The organism is Streptomyces sp. NPDC037083, from assembly GCF_055606485.1.
Genome location: NZ_JBVJSQ010000003.1, coordinates 70,389 through 87,496, shown reverse-complemented (window position 1 = coordinate 87,496; position 17,108 = coordinate 70,389). Strand labels below are relative to the sequence as shown.

Below are 17,108 nucleotides of genomic sequence, written 5' to 3'. Positions count from 1 at the left end.
ACCCGTTTCGAGCACGCGCTTTAGAACGGCGTTCCGCGGTGGGCCTCTCCCCGCAGGAAGCCGGTGAGCCGCCTTTGCTGTCCCGAACCCCCCACCGTGCAGTCTCACCCTTGATTCGGAGAATCATGACGTCCGCTGTGCGCTCCGAGGACATGATCATCGGCATCACCCCGTTCGGCGAGCCCGACGCCGGACTCGCCCTGGCGGTCGGCCGGGCGGGCGGTCTCGGCGTGCTCGATCTCGGGCCCGGCGACCGAAGAACGCGCGAGGCGCTCTCCCGGCTGCGGCGCGCGGCTCCGGGCGGGTTCGGCGTCCGGGTCGACGCGCACTGCCGGCTCACCCCGGCCGACCTGGATCCGGACGGTCCCCACACCGTGGTCCTCGCGGCCGGGGCGGCAGCCGGGGAAGCGCGCGCCGCGGCCGGGGCGGCCTGGCCGGTCGCCGAGCTCGCGGCGCGCTTTCGTGTGCTCGTCGAGGTCACCGACCTGGCGGGCGCACGGGACGCGTTACGCGCCGGGGCGCACGGCCTGATCGCTCGCGGCGCCGAGTGCGGCGGACGGATCGGCGAACTGAACGCCTTCGTCCTGCTCCAGCAGCTCCTGGCCGCGCCCGAGGTGACCCTGCCCGTGTGGGCGTGCGGCGGCATCGGCCCGCGGACGGCCGCCGCCGCGGTGGCCGGCGGGGCCGCCGGAGTCGTCCTCGACGGCCAGCTCGCGCTGCTCGCCGAGTCGTCGCTGCCCGAACCGGCCGCCGCCGCGCTGCGCACTCTCGACGGTTCGGAGACCGTCGTCCTGGCCGGTCACCGTGTTCTGCTGCGGCGGGGCCCGGACGCCCCGCGCGTCGCGGAGGGCGCCGGACCGCAGGAGGTGGCGGCGCTGCTGGGCGCGCAGGATCCGCGTGTTCAGCTGCTGCCGGTGGGCCAGGACGGCTTCCTCGCCGCCCGGTTCGCCGAACGGTGGGGCGATGTGCGCCGGACGGTGCGCGCCCTGCGGGACGCGGTGCTGGACGCCGTCCGCGACGACACGGCCACACGGGCCCTGCGGCCCGGGTCGCCGATGAGCCGGGCGCTCGGCACCCGGCTGCCCGTCGCTCAGGGGCCGATGACGCGGGTGAGCGACGGGCCCGCGTTCGCCGCGGCGGTGGCCGCCGACGGGGCGCTGCCCTTCCTCGCCCTGGCGCTGGCGGACGGCCCACGGACGCGGACGATGCTGACCGAGACCCGCGACGCGGTGGCCGGCCGGCCCTGGGGCGTGGGCGTCCTCGGATTCGCGCCGGAGGACGTGCGCGCGGCCCAGCTGGAGGCCGTACGGGAGGTGCGGCCGACGCACGCGATCATCGCGGGCGGGCGGCCGTCCCAGGCGCAGGCCCTGGAGCAGGACGGCATCCGGACGTTTCTGCACGTGCCCTCCCCCGGGTTGCTGCGGCAGTTCCTCCAGGCCGGGGCGCGCCGGTTCGTGTTCGAGGGCTCGGAGTGCGGCGGCCATGTGGGACCACGCGGCAGCTTCGCGCTCTGGGAGGCCCAACTCGCCGTCCTGGAGGACTTCCTGGAGGGCCGCGAGGCCGACGACGTCGAGGTGTTCTTCGCCGGCGGAGTGCACGACGAGCGGTCGGCGGCGATGGTCGCCGCGCTCGCCGCGCCGCTGACCGCGCGCGGCGCGGCCGTCGGCGTGCTGATGGGCACCGCGTACCTGTTCACCGAGGAGGCCGTGTCGCGCGGGGCGATCCGGCCGCTCTTCCAGCGGCAGGTCCTGGACGCCGAGCGCACCACGCTGCTGGAGTCGGCGCCGGGACACGCGACGCGCTGCGTGCCGAGCCCGTTCGCCGCCGGATACCGCGACCAGGAGGCCCGGCTGCGCGCCGAGGGCGTGCCGGACCGGCGGATCTGGGAGGAGCTGGAGCGGCTCAACGTCGGCCGGCTGCGCATCGCCAGCAAGGGCGTCGCCCGGTCCGCCGACGGCGCCCTCACCCCCGCCGACGAGCGACGCCAGCTCGCCGAGGGGATGTTCATGGCCGGCGAGGTGGCCGTGCTGCGCTCGGCCACCACGACCGTGGCGGCGCTGCACGCCTCGGTGACGACGGGCGCCGCCGAGCATCTCGCCCTGCGGGCCGCGCAGTCGGCTCCGGCGAGCGAGGTGCGGGAGCCGGTCGCGCCCGCTCCGCTCGACGTCGCCGTCGTCGGCATGGCGTGCATGTTCCCGCAGGCGCCCGACCTGCCCGCGTTCTGGGCGAACGTGGTGGCCGGCGTGGACGCGGTGAGCGAGGTGCCGGCCGAGCGCTGGGACCCGGCCGTCCACCACGGCGAGTCCACCCCGTCCAAGTGGGGCGGTTTCCTGCCCCGCATCCCCTTCGACCCCCTGCGCTACGGCATCCCGCCGGCCTCCCTCGGCAGCGTCGAACCGGTCCAGCTGCTGTCCCTGGAGGCCGCCCGGCGGGCGCTGGACGACGCCGGATACGGCGACGGGGGACGGGAGTTCGACCGCTCCCGCACCTCTGTGGTGTTCGGCGCCGAGGCGGGCAGCGACCTGTCGAACGCGGCCACGCTGCGGGCGGTGCTGCCCTCGTACTACGGCCGCGTCCCGGCGGGTCTGGACGAACAGCTCCCGCGGCTCACCGAGGACTCCTTCCCCGGCATGCTAGCCAACGTCATCTCGGGCCGGATCGCCAACCGGCTCGACCTCGGCGGCGCCAACTACACCGTCGACGCCGCCTGCGCCTCCTCGCTGGCCGCGGTGGACGTCGCCTGCAAGGAGCTGGTCGCCGGCACCTCCGACGTGGTGCTGTGCGGCGGCGCCGACCTGCACAACGGCATCAACGACTATGTCCTGTTCTCCTCCGTGCACGCCCTGTCGCCGACCGGCCGCTCGCGCGCCTTCGACGGCTCGGCGGACGGCATCGCGCTCGGCGAGGGCGTCGCCTGCGTCGTGCTCAAGCGGCTCGCGGACGCCGAGCGGGACGGCGACCGGATCTACGGAGTCATCAAGGGACTGGGCTCCTCCAGCGACGGCCGCTCCCTCGGTCTGACCGCGCCCCGGCCCGAGGGCCAGCGCTCGGCCCTGGAGCGCGCCTACCGCAACGCGGGCGTCTCCCCCGCCGACGTCGGGCTCGTCGAGGCGCACGGCACCGGCACGGTGGTCGGCGACCGCACCGAACTGCGCATCCTCAGCGAGGTGTTCGCCGAGGCCGGGGCGAGACCGGGCGGCTGCGTGCTCGGGTCGGTGAAGTCGCAGATCGGCCACACCAAGTGCGCCGCCGGACTCGCCGGGCTGATCAAGACGCTGCTGGCCCTGCACACCGGCGTCCGGCCGCCCACCCTGCACGTCGAGACGCCCAACCCGGCCTGGGAGCAGGACTCCAGCCCCTTCGCCTTCCATGCCGAGGCCCGGCCCTGGGCGGCCCCCGCGGCGGAACGGGTCGCCGGGGTGAGCGCGTTCGGCTTCGGCGGGACCAACTTCCACGTGGTGCTGGCCGCTCACGCGGGCGGCGTACCGCCCGTGCGGGGACTGGACGCCTGGCCGGCCGAACTGTTCGTCTTCCGCGGACGGGACGAGAGCGCGGTCCGCCGGGCGATGGAGGAGCTGCTGAAGGCCGCCGAGGCGCCGGGCCGGCCGTGGCGGCTGCGGGACCTCGCGCTGAGCGCGGCCCGGCGGTCGGACGCGAGCGGGGATCCGGCCCGGGTCGCCATCGTGGCGACGGACGTGGACGACCTGGTCGAGAAGGTGCGACGGGCCTTCGCCGACCCCACCGAGGACGCTCCGGCGCACGGCGTCCACCGGGCCGCTCCCGCCGGCGCGGACGACCCGGGCGACGCCAAGGTCGCCTTCCTCTTCCCGGGCCAGGGCAGCCAGCGCACCGGCATGCTCGCCGACCTGTTCGTCGCCTTCCCCGAGCTGCGCCCCTACCTGGAGCTCGCCCGCGCCCATGCCGACACGCTGTATCCGCCGGCCGCCTTCGACGACGCCGTGCGCGAGAGGCAGCGGGCCGCGCTGACGGACACCCGCGTGGCCCAGCCCGCCCTCGGCGTCGCCGGGCTCGCCGCGCACGCCGTCCTCACCGCGGCCGGGGTGCGGCCGGACATGGCCGCCGGGCACAGCTACGGCGAGCTGGTCGCCCTGTGCGCGGCCGGCGCCCTGACCCCCGAGACGCTGCTGGAACTGAGTGCGGAGCGCGCGACGGCGATCCTGCGGGCCGCGCAGTCCGCCGGGGGCGGCGAGAGCGGCGGATCCGACCCCGGGACGATGGCCGCGGTCTCGGCCGGCGCCGAGGACGTGGCGCAGGCGCTCAAGGCGGCGTCCGCGCCGGACGACGTCGTCGTCGCCAACCGCAACGCGCCCGAGCAGACGGTGATCTCGGGTCCGACCGACGCCGTCGCCGAGGCCGTCCGGCTGCTGCGCGAGGCCGGCTACGGAGCCAAGCGCATCCCCGTCGCCTGCGCCTTCCACAGCCCGCTGGTCGCCGGCGCCGCCGACCGGTTCGCCGAGGCGCTCGCCGTCAGGCCGGTGCACGCGCCCGAGTTCCCGGTGTGGTCCAACCGCACGGCCGCCCCCTACCCCGCCGACGGCGACGCGGTGCGGGCCGAACTCGCCGCCCAGATCGGCGCCCCGGTCGCCTTCGTCGAGCAGATCGAGGCGATGTACGAGGCCGGGGCGCGCGTCTTCGTCGAGGCCGGCCCCGGCTCGGTGCTGACCCGGCTGGCCGGGCAGATCCTCGGCGACCGCCCGCACCGCACGGTGGCCTGCGAACCCCGGCCCGGCAGCGGCCTGCGCGGCTGGCTCGACGCCCTCGCCGAACTCGCCGTCGCGGGACTGCCGGTGCGCGCCGGGTGGCTGCTGCGCGGCCGCGACGCGGTGGACGCGGCGCGCACCCCGGCGCCGAAGCGACCCGGCTGGACGGTCGACGGCCATCTGGTCCGCACCGCCGACGGCGCCCTCCTTCCCGGTGCGCTCGCACCGGCCCGACGAGTCGTGGACCCCGTCGAAAGGACACCGACGACTGTGACGACGAACCCCCCGCACGGCGTCCCGTCCGACCGGGACGCGCTCATCTCCGAATTCCTGCGCACCAGCCGGGAGATGGTCGCCGCCCAACGGGACGTGCTGCTCACCTACCTCGGCTCCACCCCGGGCGCACGGCCCGACTCGCCCCCGCAGGTCCTCCAGGCCGTGCCGCAGCTCCCCTCGGCACAGCCGCGGACGACGGCCCCGGACCAGGACGCTGCGGCCGCCGCGGAGCCCGCAGCCGTTGAGCCCGCAGCCGTTGAGCCCGCCGGGGCGGTCGACGTCCAGCAGGTCGTCCTGGAGATCATCAGCGAGCGCACCGGCTATCCCGTCGACATGATCGAACCCGACCTCGACCTGGAGGCGGACCTCAGCATCGACTCCATCAAACGGGCCGAGATCGCGGGCGAACTCGCCCGCCGCCTGGGCGCCGGAGCCGGCGCCGACCTCGCCGCGCTGGACGACGACGCGCTGGAGGAGCTGGCGAAGGCACGGACGGCCGCCGCGGTGACCGACTGGCTGACCGCGCGGATGGACGCACCGGCCGAGCAGTCCGCCGCCCCGGCCGACCCGCCCCCGGCCCCCGCCCCGGTTCCGGAGCCCCGCCAGGACGCGGTCACCGGCGAACCCCCTGGACGGCGTCTGATGCGACCGGTCCTCCTCGACGAGCGCACCGGCGCTCACCCCGACCCGTCGTCCGCGCTCGCGGGCGCCCGCTGGATCCTGCTCGGCGACGCGCCGGAGGTCGCCGCCCGCCTGGCGTCCCACGGCGCCGACGTCGACGTACGCGCCCGGGACCATGTCCTGACCGAGGCCGACGGGCCGGTGGACGGGGTGCTGTGGCTCGGGGCCCTCGCGGGCGCCGACGACACGCCCGTGCTGCCCGACTCGTTCCCCGTCCTGCAGGCCGCCCTGGCACGCGGCCCGCGATGGCTGCTGGCCGTCCGGCCCGCCGACGGCGCGGCCCCCGACCCCAGGACCGCGGGTCTGCGCGGTCTGTTCCGGACCGTGGCGCGCGAGTACCCGCAGACGGTGGCCAGGGTCGTCGAGCTCGCCGACCCCTCGCCGTCCGCGCTCGCGCACGCCGTGGTCGCCGAAGCCGTCGCACCGGACCGCACGCCGGTCGTGCTGCGGACGCCGGCCGGCCGCCACGGGTTCGAGCTGGTGGCGGCTCCGCTCGGCGCGCTCGGCAGCACGGGCGCCGGACCGGCCGGGGCCGGCCCCGCGGAGGCTGCCGCGCTCGGCCTCGACCAGGACTCGGTGGTCCTGCTGGCGGGCGGGGCGCGGGGCATCACCGCCCAGTTCGCCGCCGCGCTCGCCGGGGCCGCCCGCTGCCGTCTGGAACTGCTCGGCCGCACTGCGGCCCCGGACGGTCCGGAGGACGCGGACACCGCGTCCGCCCGCACCCCCGCCGAGCTGCGCGCGGCGCTCGCCGCCCGCGGCGGACTGAAGCCGGCCGAGATCAACCGCGTCGCCGAACTGCTGCTGGCCCAGCGGGAGATCACCGCCACCCTGACCGAACTCGCCGCGCTGGGCGGCCGTCCCCGGTACCGATCGGTCGACTTCCGCGAGCCGGAGGCGGTGCTGCAGGCGGTGAAGGAGATCCATGCCGAGCACGGCCGGCTCGACGGCGTGGTGCACGCGGCCGGCGTGATCGAGGACCGGCTCATCGCCGAGAAGAGCGCGGAGTCCTTCCGGCGCGTCTACGGCACGAAGGCGACCGGCGCCGACGCCCTGCTCGCCGCGCTGGAGGAGCTGCCCGCGCCGCCCGCGTTCACCGTGCTGTTCGGCTCGATCTCGGCGGTCCTGGGCAACCGGGGCCAGGTGGACTACGCGGCCGCCAACGACGCGCTGGAGACCCTCGGCGCGTCCTTCGCCGCCCGCACCGGGCGGCGCGCGGTGACCGTGCACTGGGGTCCGTGGGCGCCCTCGGCCGATCACGCCGGCATGGTCGGGGCGGAGCTGGCCCGCGAGTACGCCCGCCGTGGCATCCGGCTGATCGATCCGGAGGAGGGGACCGCGGCGCTGCTGCGGGAGCTCGCCTGGGGCGAGGAGTCCGCCACCGCGGTCGTCTACACCGCCTCGGGCTGGTGACGGTCACCGTGACCGCACCCCAACACGGCGACCGGGCAGGCGTGCCGACTGCACGTCAGGTGCCGGTCGCCATCGTCGGGATGGCGGTGCTGCTGCCGGGCGCCGCGGATCTGGACACCTACTGGCGCAACCTGCGCGACGGCGTGGACGCGATCGGGGACGTTCCGGACGGGCGCTGGGACGCCGAGTTCTACCGTCCGGGCACCGCGCCCGACCCGGCCGTCGCGGACCGGGTCTACGCCCGCCGGGGCGGGTTCGTGGACGGGCTGGCGCAGGTGGAGGTCACCCGGTTCGGGATCATGCCGAACTCGGTGGCCGGGACCGAGCCGGACCAGCTCATCGCCCTGCACGTGGCCTCGGCCGCCCTCGACGACGCCGGCGGCGCGGACCGTCTGCCCGACCGCGGGCGGGTCGGCGTCGTGCTGGGCCGGGGCGGCTATCTCACGCCCGGCCTGGTCCGACTCGACCAGCGGGTCCGCACGGCCGGCCAACTGGTCCGCACGCTCGGCGAGTTGATGCCCGACCTGACGGTGGATCAACTGGACCGGGTGCGCACGGCGTTCACCGAGCGGCTCGGTCCGGACAGTCCCGAGTCCGCGATCGGCCTGGTGCCCAATCTCGCCGCGTCCCGGGTCGCCAACCGGCTCGACCTGCGCGGTCCCGCGTACACGGTGGACGCCGCCTGCGCCTCCTCGCTGGTCGCCGTGGACCAGGCGGTGGGGGAACTCGCCTCCGGACGCTGCGACGTGATGCTCGCCGGCGGCGTCCACCACTGCCACGACATCACGCTGTGGAGCGTGTTCTCCCAGCTGCGGGCCCTCTCCCCCAGCCAGCGCATCCGGCCCTTCCACCGCGACGCCGACGGCATCCTGATCGGTGAGGGGACGGGCGTCGTCGTCCTCAAGCGGCTGGCCGACGCCGAACGCGCCGGGGACCGGATCTACGCCGTGATCCGGGGCACCGGCGTGGCGAGCGACGGCCGGGCGGCCGGACTCGTGAACCCCGATCCCGGCGGTCAGGCACAGGCGGTGCGGCAGGCGTGGCGGGCGGCCGGACTCGACCCCGCCGAGCCGGGCTCGGTCGGCCTGCTGGAGGCGCACGGCACCGCGACCCCGGCGGGCGACGGCGCCGAACTGGCCACGCTCGCCGAGGTGTTCGGACCGGGGGACGGTGACGCGGTGCTGGGCTCGGTCAAGTCGATGATCGGGCACACCATGCCGGCCGCGGGGGTCGCCGGCCTGGTCAAGGCCGCGCTCGCCGTCCACCACCGCACGCTCCTTCCGACCCTGCACTGCGACGACCCGCACCCCGCCCTGGCCCGCACCCGGTTCCGCACCCTGGAGAAGGCCGCCGACTGGGAGACCACCGCGCAGGGGCCGGTGCGCCGGGCCGCCGTCAACGCGTTCGGGTTCGGCGGGATCAACGCGCACGTGGTGCTGGAGGAGGCTCCGGACGCCCGCGGGAACCGCGCGAGCGCGCCGGCCCGCCCGGTCGCGGAGGTCGCCGAGCCCGAGCGCGTCCTGCTGCTCGCCGCCGACTCCCCGGCGCGTCTCGCCGCCCTGCTGGACGCCGACGACGACACCGTACGGGCCGCCGGACTCGACCCCGCCCACCCGCACCCGGACGCGGGCCCCGCCCGCCTCGGCATCGTCGACCCGACCGCCAAGCGGCTCGTCCTGGCCCGCCGCGCGGTCGCCCGGCAGCGGGCCTGGCACGGCCGCAGCGACGTCTGGTTCCGGCCGAGCCCGCTGCTGGGCGCCGGCCGCGGCGCACTCGCGTTCCTGTTCCCCGGCCTGGAGGGCGAGTTCACCCCGCAGGTCGACGACGTGGCCGCCCATTTCGGTCTGCGCCCCCTCTCGGTCGACGGGGACCGGACCGGCGACGTGGGCCGGCACGGTTTCGGCGTGGTCGCCGTCGGCCGCCTCCTTGACGCCGCGCTGCGCCGCAGCGGGATCGTGCCGGACGCGGTCGCCGGACACAGCGTCGGCGAGTGGACGGCGATGGCGGCGGCCGGACTGTACTCCGGGGACGAGGTCGACGCGTTCATGGCCGCGTTCGACCCCGACTCGGTGACGGTCCCCGGTCTGGCCTTCGGCGCGATCGGCGCGTCCGCCGAGCGCGTCCTGGCCGCGCTGCGCGACGAGGGCGGGAACCGGGCGGGCCTGGTCCTCTCCCACGACAACGCACCCGGCCAGTCGATGGTGTGCGGTCCGCAGGCGGCGGTGGAGGACTTCGTGCGGGCGCGTCGCGCGCAGGGCGTCCTCAGCCAGGTCCTGCCGTTCCGGTCGGGCTTCCACACGCCGATGCTGCGCCCCCATCTCGGACCGATCGAGGAGGCCGCCCGCCGGTTCCGGCTGCATCCGCCGCGCACCCCGCTCTGGTCGGGCACGACCGCCGCGCCCTTCCCGAAGGACGAGGCGGGGATCCGGGCCCTGTTCGTCCGGCACCTGCTGGAACCCGTGCGGTTCCGGCAGCTGACCGAGGCCCTGCACACGGCCGGTCACCGGGTCTTCGTCCAGGTCGGTCCCGGTCAGCTCGGTTCCCTCGTGGGCGACACCCTGGGCGGTCACGACCACCTGGTGATCGCCGCGAACTCGCCCCACCGCACGGGCCTCGCCCAGTTGCGCAGGGTGGCCACCGCCCTGTGGACGGCGGGTGCGGCGGTGGCGCCCTCCCTGTCGGCCCCCCGGGCGGCCACCGCACCGCAACGGCCGCCGGTGCGGCTGGACCTGGGCGGCGCCCTGGTGTCCCTCGCGCCCCAGCGGCTCACCGAGCTGCGGGCCGAGCTGCGCGCGCCCGCCCGTGTGCCGGGCCCGGCCGGCCCGTCACCGCTGGACGCCCTCGTCGAACGCTCCCCGATGGCCGCCGAACTGAGCGCCCTGTTGCGGGAGACCGCCGACACGGCCGCCGCCGTCATGTCCGCGAGGACGGCGACTCCCGCGCCGATGCCTGCGCACCCGCCCGAGCCGGCCCCGCCCGTCGGTCCCTGGCACACCACCGTCCGCGTCTCCCCCGAGACGATGCCCTACCTCCTGGACCACTGCTTCTTTCCCCAGCGGCCCGGCTGGCCCGAGGTCGCCGACCGGTGGCCGGTCGTCCCGGCGACGACGATCGTGCAGCACATCGTGGACGCGGCGGGCGCGGCGGCCCCCGGCACTGTGCCGGTCGCCGTGCACGGCGCGCGGTTCGAGGAGTGGCTCACCGCCACCCCGGCCGTCGACGTGCCCGTGACCGTGACGCCGGACGGCCCGGGCCGCCTGGCCGTCTCCTTCGGACCGCGGGCCCGCGCCACCGTGGAGCTCGCCGCCGCGTACCCGGCCCCGTCCCCGGCCCCCTGGGTGGCCGACCCGGGCGCCGAGCGCGCCCCCGACCACACCGCCGCCCAGCTCTACGCGGAGCGCTGGATGTTCCACGGCCCGGCGTTCCAGGGCGTCGGCGAACTCACCGCGATCGGCGACCGCCATGTGCGCGGACGTCTCACCACCCCTCCCGCACCCGGCGCGCTGCTGGACAACGTCGGCCAGCTCCTCGGCTACTGGATCATGGCGACCGGGACCGAGCGGACCGTCGTGTTCCCGGTCGGGATGCGCGAGATGCGGTTCTACGGGCCGCATCCGGCGCCCGGCACGGACGTGGAATGCCAGGTACGGGTCACCTCCCTCACCGAGGCCTTCCTGGAGGCCGACGTCCAGCTGACGGTCGGGGGCACCGTGTGGGCGGAGCTGCACGGCTGGCAGGACCGCCGCTTCGACAACGACCCGCAGACCCGGCCCGTCGAGCGCTTCCCGGAGCGCAACACCCTGTCCGAGGCGCGGCCGGGCGGCTGGCGGCTGCTGCACGAACGGTGGCCGGACCTGGCGTCCCGGGAACTGATCATGCGCAACTCCCTGGGCGGAGCGGAGCGCGCGGAGTACGCGCGGCACGCGCCGCGCGGGCGCCGGCAGTGGCTGCTGGGCCGCATCGCGGTCAAGGACGCGGTGCGGCAGTGGCTGTGGGACCAGGGCGAGGGCCCGGTCTTCCCGGCGGAGCTGCGGGTGCACAACGACGAGGCCGGGCGGCCGTACGTCACCGGCGTCCACGGGCGGGTGCTGCCCGCGCTGGACGTCTCGCTGGCCCACTGCGCGGAGGCCGCCGTCGCGATCGTCCGGCCGCACCGGCCCGGCCCCGGCCCGGGGATCGACATCGAAGAGGTCGCCGACCGCACCCCGCAGGCCCTCGCCGCCGCCCTCGGCGGGGACGAACTGCGGCTGCTGCACCGCCGGTCGGCCGACACCGGCGAGAGCGAGGCGCTCTGGTTCACCCGTTTCTGGGCCGCCAAGGAGGCCGTCGCCAAGGCGGAGGGCACCGGGTTCGGCGGCCGGCCACGGGACTTCGCCGTGCTCGACGCCTCACCGGCCGGCGACCGGCTGACCGTCGCGGGCCGCCTGGAACGCGCCTACGCCGTGCACTGCGCGCCGGCCGCCAACCCGCCCCGGCTGCCGGGACGCGCGTACGCAGTGGCCTGGACGACGGGACACCTCACCGCTAAGGAGTTCGACGCCCGATGACATCCCCCACCCCCCGCACCCCCGTCACCGCCGACGAGGAGACCGTCCTCGCCGACCTCACCGGCATGCTGGCGCGGCTCCTCGAGGACGAGTACGGCCTCGACGACGTCGAGATCGGCATGGGGACGACCTTCAACCGGGACCTGGAACTGGAGAGCATCGACCTGGTCACCCTGGCCGGACTGCTCCAGGAGCGGTACGGCGACCGGGTCAACTTCGCCGAGTTCCTGGCCGGCATGGAGTTCGACGAGATCATCGAGCTGACCGTCGGACGGCTGGTCGAGTACGTCGTGACCAGCCTGAAGGCCACGGAGGCGAGCTGAGCCATGGCGATGGTCGACACCGGCGCCGTCCGGTTGCACGTACAGCGGATCGGCCCCCGGGCGGGCCGGCCGGCCACGGCCACCGTGGTCCTGGTGCACGGTCTGCTCACCGACAGCCTGGCCAGCTACTACTTCACCGTCGCGCCCGCGTTCGCGGCCGCCGGTCTCGACGTCGTCATGTACGACCTGCGCGGCCACGGGCGCAGCGAACGCCCCGCCGAGGGCTACACGCTGGACGACAACATCGACGACCTGGAAGCGCTGCTCGACCGGCTGGCGGTGACCGGTCCGGTGCATCTGGTCGGCAACTCCTACGGCGGCACGATCGCGTTCGGCTTCGCGGCCCGGCGCCCCGAGCGGGCGGCGAGCGTCAGCCTCGTCGAGTCCGAACCGGCCACCGCCGCCTGGGCGGTGAAGCTCGGCGGCATCCTGGACCGCGTCGTGACCCAGCTCGCCCACAACGAGTCCGACGCGATCCGCTGGGTCAGCGCGAACCGCGGGCACCACACCGCGCGTCTGGCCAAGGGCGCCGCCCGGCTGGCCCGCGACACCACTCTCGGCCGGGACATCCCCGCCAGCCGGGTCCTGACCGACGACCAGATCGCCGCGGTGCGCTGTCCGGTGCTCGGCGTGTACGGCGGTGACTCCGACCTCGCCGAGCTGGCGCCCCGGCTGGAGTCGGCGCTGCCGGACTGCCGCACCGTGGTGATCCCGGGGCACGAGCACTCGGTCCTGGTGGAGGCGTCCGGGACGGTCGGCGGGCACATCCTGGCGCTCGTCGAGGCCGCCCGGCCGGCCGTGCGGGCGGCGGCGGAGGCGGCCGGGTGAGCCGCTTCCTGTTCGTCGTGCCGCCGCTGGTCGGGCACATCAACCCGACCGTGGGCGTCGCCGCCGAACTCGTCGCGCGAGGACACACCGCGGCGTGGGCGTGTCCCGATCCTGCGCTGGTCGCCCGGCTGACGGGTCCCGGGGCCGGGCCGGTCCTGGCGTGCGCCGGCGCCCCGCAGGGCGAGCGGCCGGCCGAACTGCGCGGTCCGGAGGCGCTGAAGTTCCTGTGGGAGTGGTACCTGCTGCCGCTGGCCGAGGCGATGGCCCCAGGCGTCCGGGCCGCCGTCGAGGAGTTCCGGCCGGACGTCGTCGTCGCCGACCAGCAGGCCTTCGCGGGCGCGCTGGTCGCGGAGCGGCTGGGCCTGCCGTGGGCGACCTCGGCGACCACGTCGGCCGAGTTCACCGACCCCCTCGCCGGGCTCCCCAAGGTCGGCCAGTGGCTGCGGGGGCGGCTGGCCGGGCTCCGGGAAGCCGTCGGGGATCCGGCGGGCACGGCCGACCCCCGCTTCTCCCCGCATCTCGTGCTCGCCTTCAGCACACCGGAGCTGGCGGGCCGGACGCATGAGGGGGTCTGCTGGGTCGGTCCTTCGATCACGGCCCGGCCGTCCGCCGCCGGCTTCCCGTGGGAGTGGCTCGACCCCGGCCGCACCACCGTCCTGGTCACGCTGGGCACCGCGAACGCCGACGTCGGCGGGCGCTTCCTCGACGTGTGCCTCGGAGCGCTGCGGGAGCGGGCCGACCGGGTGCAGGCCGTGATCGTCGATCCCGGCGGAACGCTGCCGGCGCGCACCGACGACAAGGATGTGCTGATCGTGCCGTCCGTGCCGCAACTCGCCCTGCTGGAGCGGGGGGTCGGCGCGGTCGTCTGCCATGCCGGGCACAACAGCGTGTGCGAGGCGCTGTGGCACGGGGTTCCGCTCGTGGTGGCCCCGATCCGCGACGACCAGCCGGTGGTGGCCGGACAGGTCGTGGACGCCGGGGCCGGGGTGCGGGTGCGGTTCGGCCGGGTCACCGCCCAGAAGCTGGGCGCGGCGCTCGACTCCGTGCTGGACGACCCCGGACACCGTGCCGCGGCCGACCGGATCCGTACCGCGTTCCGCGCAGCGGGCGGAGCCCGTGCCGCCGCGGCCCGACTCGACGAACTGGCCAGGGAGTTCAGATGAGCGACAAGACCGAGCCCACAGTCCGGATCGCCGGGCTGCGGCCCGCCTACCAGGCGGACATCGCCGCCGGCCTGGAGCGCTTCTTCGAGCCGCGCCGCACCAGCTGCCCCTGGTGCGGCTCACGGGAGCTGACCACCCGGCTGCGCACCACCGACCTGCTCCAGCACAAGCCGGGCCGGTTCGTCCTCGACCGCTGCGAGGACTGCGGGCACACCTTCCAGAACCCCCGGCTGAGCGCGCAGGGCCTGGAGTTCTACTACCGGGACTTCTACGACGGGCTCGGCGAGAAGAAGCTCGGCGACACCTTCGGGGGCCGTACGAAGATGTACCGGGGGCGGGCGGAGTCGATGCTGCCGCACGATCCCACGCCGAAGACCTGGCTGGACGTCGGCACCGGACACGGCCACTTCTGCGCGGCCGCGCGGGAGGTGCTGCCCCACACCGCGTTCGACGGACTCGACTTCACCGACGGCGTCGAACTGGCCGAGCGGGAGGGCCGGGTGGAGCACGGCTACCGGGGCGGCTTCCCCGACCTCGCACCCGAACTGGCCGGCCGCTACGACGTGGTGAGCATGTTCCACTACCTGGAGCACAGCACCGAGCCCGACCGCGAGCTGCGCGCCGCACGGGAGACGGTACGGCCCGGCGGGCATCTGCTCATCGAGGTGCCGGACCCCGAGAGCCGCTACGCGCGGCTGCTGGGCCGCTGGTGGCTGCCGTGGCTCCAGCCGCAGCACCTGCACTTCGTGCCGGTGGCCAATCTGCGGCAGCGGCTGACGGAGCTGGGCTTCACGGTGGTGGCCGAGCAGCACGCCGAGCCGCACGACCCGGTCGACCTGCTGGCCGCCGTATGGCTGGCACTGGACCATGCGGCGCCGCGCGACGACGCGCCGTGGCTGCCCGAGCCGCCGAGCGGGCTGCGCCGCACCCTGCGCGGGGCGCTGCTGGTCGCCGGGATTCCGGCGCTGGTGGCGGGCACCCTGCTCGACCGGTTCGCGGTGCGGCCGCTGTCGCACCGGCTGCGGGTGTCGAACGCGTACCGGATCGTGGCCCGGCGGGACTGACGGACGGGTGCGCGGCCGGGTGTCGTCGTGCTAGCTTTCGCCCGTTCCCATCATCAGGAATCCTGGCGATCGACGGCACGGCTCGACGAACGGAACCCCCATGTCCATCCTGGCCAGACCGGCGGTGGCCGCCCTCGCCGCCAAGACGATGCAGAGCGCCACCCGGCTGGCGGGCCGCCGGACCGGCGGCCCCGGGTCCACCGCCTCCTGGCGGGCACGTTTTCCCGAGTACCCGCACGACGTACGCGAGTTGACCGTCCCCACCTCCGTCGCCCCGGCTCCGGTCACCGTGTACGCGCCGCCGGCCGGGACGGCGACGCGTCCGCCCGTGCACGTCAACTTCCACGGCGGCGGCTACGTCATGTCGATGCCGGAGATCGACGACGCCCTCTGCCGGTTCCTCGCCGTGGAGGCGGGGGTCGTCGTGATCAACGTCAAGTACGTCGTCGCCCCGCAGCACCCGTTCCCGGCCCCGCCCACGCAGGCGTACGACGTCGTCCGCTGGGTCGCCGGACACGGCGCGGAACACGGCTGGGACGGCGCGCGCCTCACCGTGGGCGGGCAGAGCGCGGGCGGCGGTCTGGCCGCGGCCGTGGCCCGCCAGGCCCACGAGCAGGGCGGCCCCTCGATCGCGCTCCAGGTGCTGCACTATCCCCCGCTGGACCTCGCGACCCCCGGCAGGGACAAGAAGGCCGTGATCGGCAAGCCCGTGCTGCGGCCGTGGATGGGGGAGATCTTCGACGCCTCCTACGTGCCGGACGCCCGCGAGCGCGCCCATCGCCTCGTCTCCCCCGCCGGCGCCTCGGACACCGCCGACCTGACGGGCATCGCCCCGGCGCTGGTGATCACGGCCGAGTACGACCGGCTCAGGAACGAGGCGACGCGCTACGCCGAGCGGCTCGGCGCGGCCGGCGCCCTCGTCGAGCACCACGACGTCGCCGGAGCCGACCACGCCTACGACACCCAGGACGAGGTGAAGGCGCGCGCGGTGTACGCGCTCATCGCCCGGCACCTCAGGCGGGCCACCGGCGCCGGGACGACGCCCGCCGCCTCCTGACAGGGCGCCGTCGCCACGGCCGGGGCTCGCCCGCCCGGAGCGCCCGAGGCCCGGATGCCCTCCGACGGCCGAGGAGCCGCGACGACCGGGAAGCCGCGGCCGAGGACCGGTCCGGCCGACGGGCCGCGCCGCCCGGGGCCCGCGGTCAGCGCACCGCCGCCGTGGCCGCCTCCGCGACGATCTCGGCGACCGCGGCCGGCTGTTCGACGAGGAGGAGATGTCCCGCGTCGGGGACGGTGACCATGCGCACGTGCGGGCAGGCCCGCAGGTCACGCCGCTCGCCGTCGGTCAGCCCGATCGAGTCGCGGTCGCCGCGCACCACCCAGGCGGGGACCCCGGCCGCGCACAGTCTCGGCGCCAGCGAGGGATACCGGTCCAGGTAGGCGTAGTAGCCCCGCACGATCCGCCGGCAGGCCGTCGGGTCGTTGCTGGCCATGACCGCCGCCAGCGCCTCGGCGCGGTGCGGCGGCAGTTCGCGTTTCAGGGCCCGGGGCAGCAGGCGGAGCATGGCCGTCCAGGCCAGGCCCCCCAGCCCGGGCACCCGGCCCACGGCGTCCAGCACGGTCAGGAACCTGGCCTCGTCGCCGCGCGAGAAGGTCGGCGACAGCAGCACGACCGGCCCCTTGAACAGGCCCAGCGCGGCCATCTCGAGCGCCACGTTCGCGCCCAGGCTGTGCCCGACGACGGCCTCGCAGCCGGCCTCGGCGGCGAAGTCCGCCATCAGCCGCGCATAGTGCTCCATGGACACGTCCCCCGGGGCCTCGGTGCGGCCGAACCCCGGCTGGGTCACCGCCACCATTCCCAGCCCCGCCACCGCCGGTTCGGCCATGACGTCCGCGTAGAACTCGGTCGTGCACAGGCCGCCCGGGATCATCAGCACCCGGTACGAGGCGTTCGTCGCACCCGCCCGGCGGACCTCCCAGCGCTCACCCATACCTCGAGCGTGCCGCCGTCCGCGCCCGGCCGCACCCCGAGCGGCGTCCGCCCTGGTGCCGGTGAACCGTCCGCGCGGCGCTCGTTCGACGCCCGGCGACCAGC

8 protein-coding genes are annotated in these 17,108 nt (G+C 76.0%); 7 read left to right on the top strand and 1 reads right to left on the bottom strand.

Annotated features, from left to right (window positions below):
- The first annotated feature begins 125 nt into the window (after positions 1-125).
- The 7 genes from ACZ7DE_RS09000 (at position 126) to ACZ7DE_RS08970 (ending at position 16,070) form a co-directional block, all read left to right on the top strand.
- On the top strand, positions 126-7,088 hold the full coding sequence (locus tag ACZ7DE_RS09000; RefSeq protein WP_470759074.1) for an SDR family oxidoreductase: 6,963 nt from the start codon (positions 126-128) through the stop codon (positions 7,086-7,088).
- A gap of 41 nt (positions 7,089-7,129) precedes the next feature.
- On the top strand, positions 7,130-11,635 hold the full coding sequence (locus ACZ7DE_RS08995) for a beta-ketoacyl synthase N-terminal-like domain-containing protein (protein ID WP_470759073.1): 4,506 nt from the start codon (positions 7,130-7,132) through the stop codon (positions 11,633-11,635).
- Positions 11,632-11,958, top strand: a complete 327-nt coding sequence (locus ACZ7DE_RS08990) for an acyl carrier protein (RefSeq protein ID WP_470759072.1) — start codon at positions 11,632-11,634, stop codon at positions 11,956-11,958. Before ACZ7DE_RS08995 ends, ACZ7DE_RS08990 begins: the two co-directional genes overlap by 4 nt.
- Positions 11,959-11,961: 3 nt before the next feature.
- Positions 11,962-12,786 carry an alpha/beta fold hydrolase gene (locus ACZ7DE_RS08985; RefSeq protein ID WP_470759071.1) on the top strand — a complete coding sequence of 275 codons (825 nt, stop codon included), beginning with the start codon at positions 11,962-11,964 and terminating at the stop codon, positions 12,784-12,786.
- On the top strand, positions 12,783-13,949 hold the full coding sequence (locus ACZ7DE_RS08980) for a glycosyltransferase (protein ID WP_470759070.1): 1,167 nt from the start codon (positions 12,783-12,785) through the stop codon (positions 13,947-13,949). Before ACZ7DE_RS08985 ends, ACZ7DE_RS08980 begins: the two co-directional genes overlap by 4 nt.
- A complete protein-coding gene (locus ACZ7DE_RS08975; RefSeq protein WP_470759069.1) occupies positions 13,946-15,013 on the top strand; it encodes a class I SAM-dependent methyltransferase in 1,068 nt (355 codons plus the stop codon). Before ACZ7DE_RS08980 ends, ACZ7DE_RS08975 begins: the two co-directional genes overlap by 4 nt.
- A gap of 100 nt (positions 15,014-15,113) precedes the next feature.
- Positions 15,114-16,070 (top strand): alpha/beta hydrolase fold domain-containing protein, encoded by a 957-nt coding sequence (locus tag ACZ7DE_RS08970; RefSeq protein ID WP_470759068.1) that lies wholly within the window; start codon positions 15,114-15,116, stop codon positions 16,068-16,070.
- Positions 16,071-16,215: 145 nt separating this feature from the next.
- Here ACZ7DE_RS08970 and ACZ7DE_RS08965 read toward each other — a convergent pair whose 3' ends face one another.
- Positions 16,216-17,004, bottom strand: coding sequence for an alpha/beta fold hydrolase (locus ACZ7DE_RS08965; protein WP_470759067.1), 789 nt, complete (start codon positions 17,002-17,004; stop codon positions 16,216-16,218).
- Between the last annotated feature and the right edge of the window lie 104 nt (positions 17,005-17,108).

Excerpts from the sequence above, each read along its gene's own strand:
- ACZ7DE_RS09000 (WP_470759074.1), top strand. The coding sequence starts at position 126 with ATGACGTCCGCTGTGCGCTCCGAGGACATGATCATCGGCATCACCCCG.
- ACZ7DE_RS08990 (WP_470759072.1), top strand. The coding sequence starts at position 11,632 with ATGACATCCCCCACCCCCCGCACCCCCGTCACCGCCGACGAGGAGACC.
- ACZ7DE_RS08985 (WP_470759071.1), top strand. The coding sequence starts at position 11,962 with ATGGCGATGGTCGACACCGGCGCCGTCCGGTTGCACGTACAGCGGATC.
- ACZ7DE_RS08975 (WP_470759069.1), top strand. The coding sequence starts at position 13,946 with ATGAGCGACAAGACCGAGCCCACAGTCCGGATCGCCGGGCTGCGGCCC.
- ACZ7DE_RS08970 (WP_470759068.1), top strand. The coding sequence starts at position 15,114 with ATGTCCATCCTGGCCAGACCGGCGGTGGCCGCCCTCGCCGCCAAGACG.
- ACZ7DE_RS08965 (WP_470759067.1), bottom strand. The coding sequence starts at position 17,004 with ATGGGTGAGCGCTGGGAGGTCCGCCGGGCGGGTGCGACGAACGCCTCG.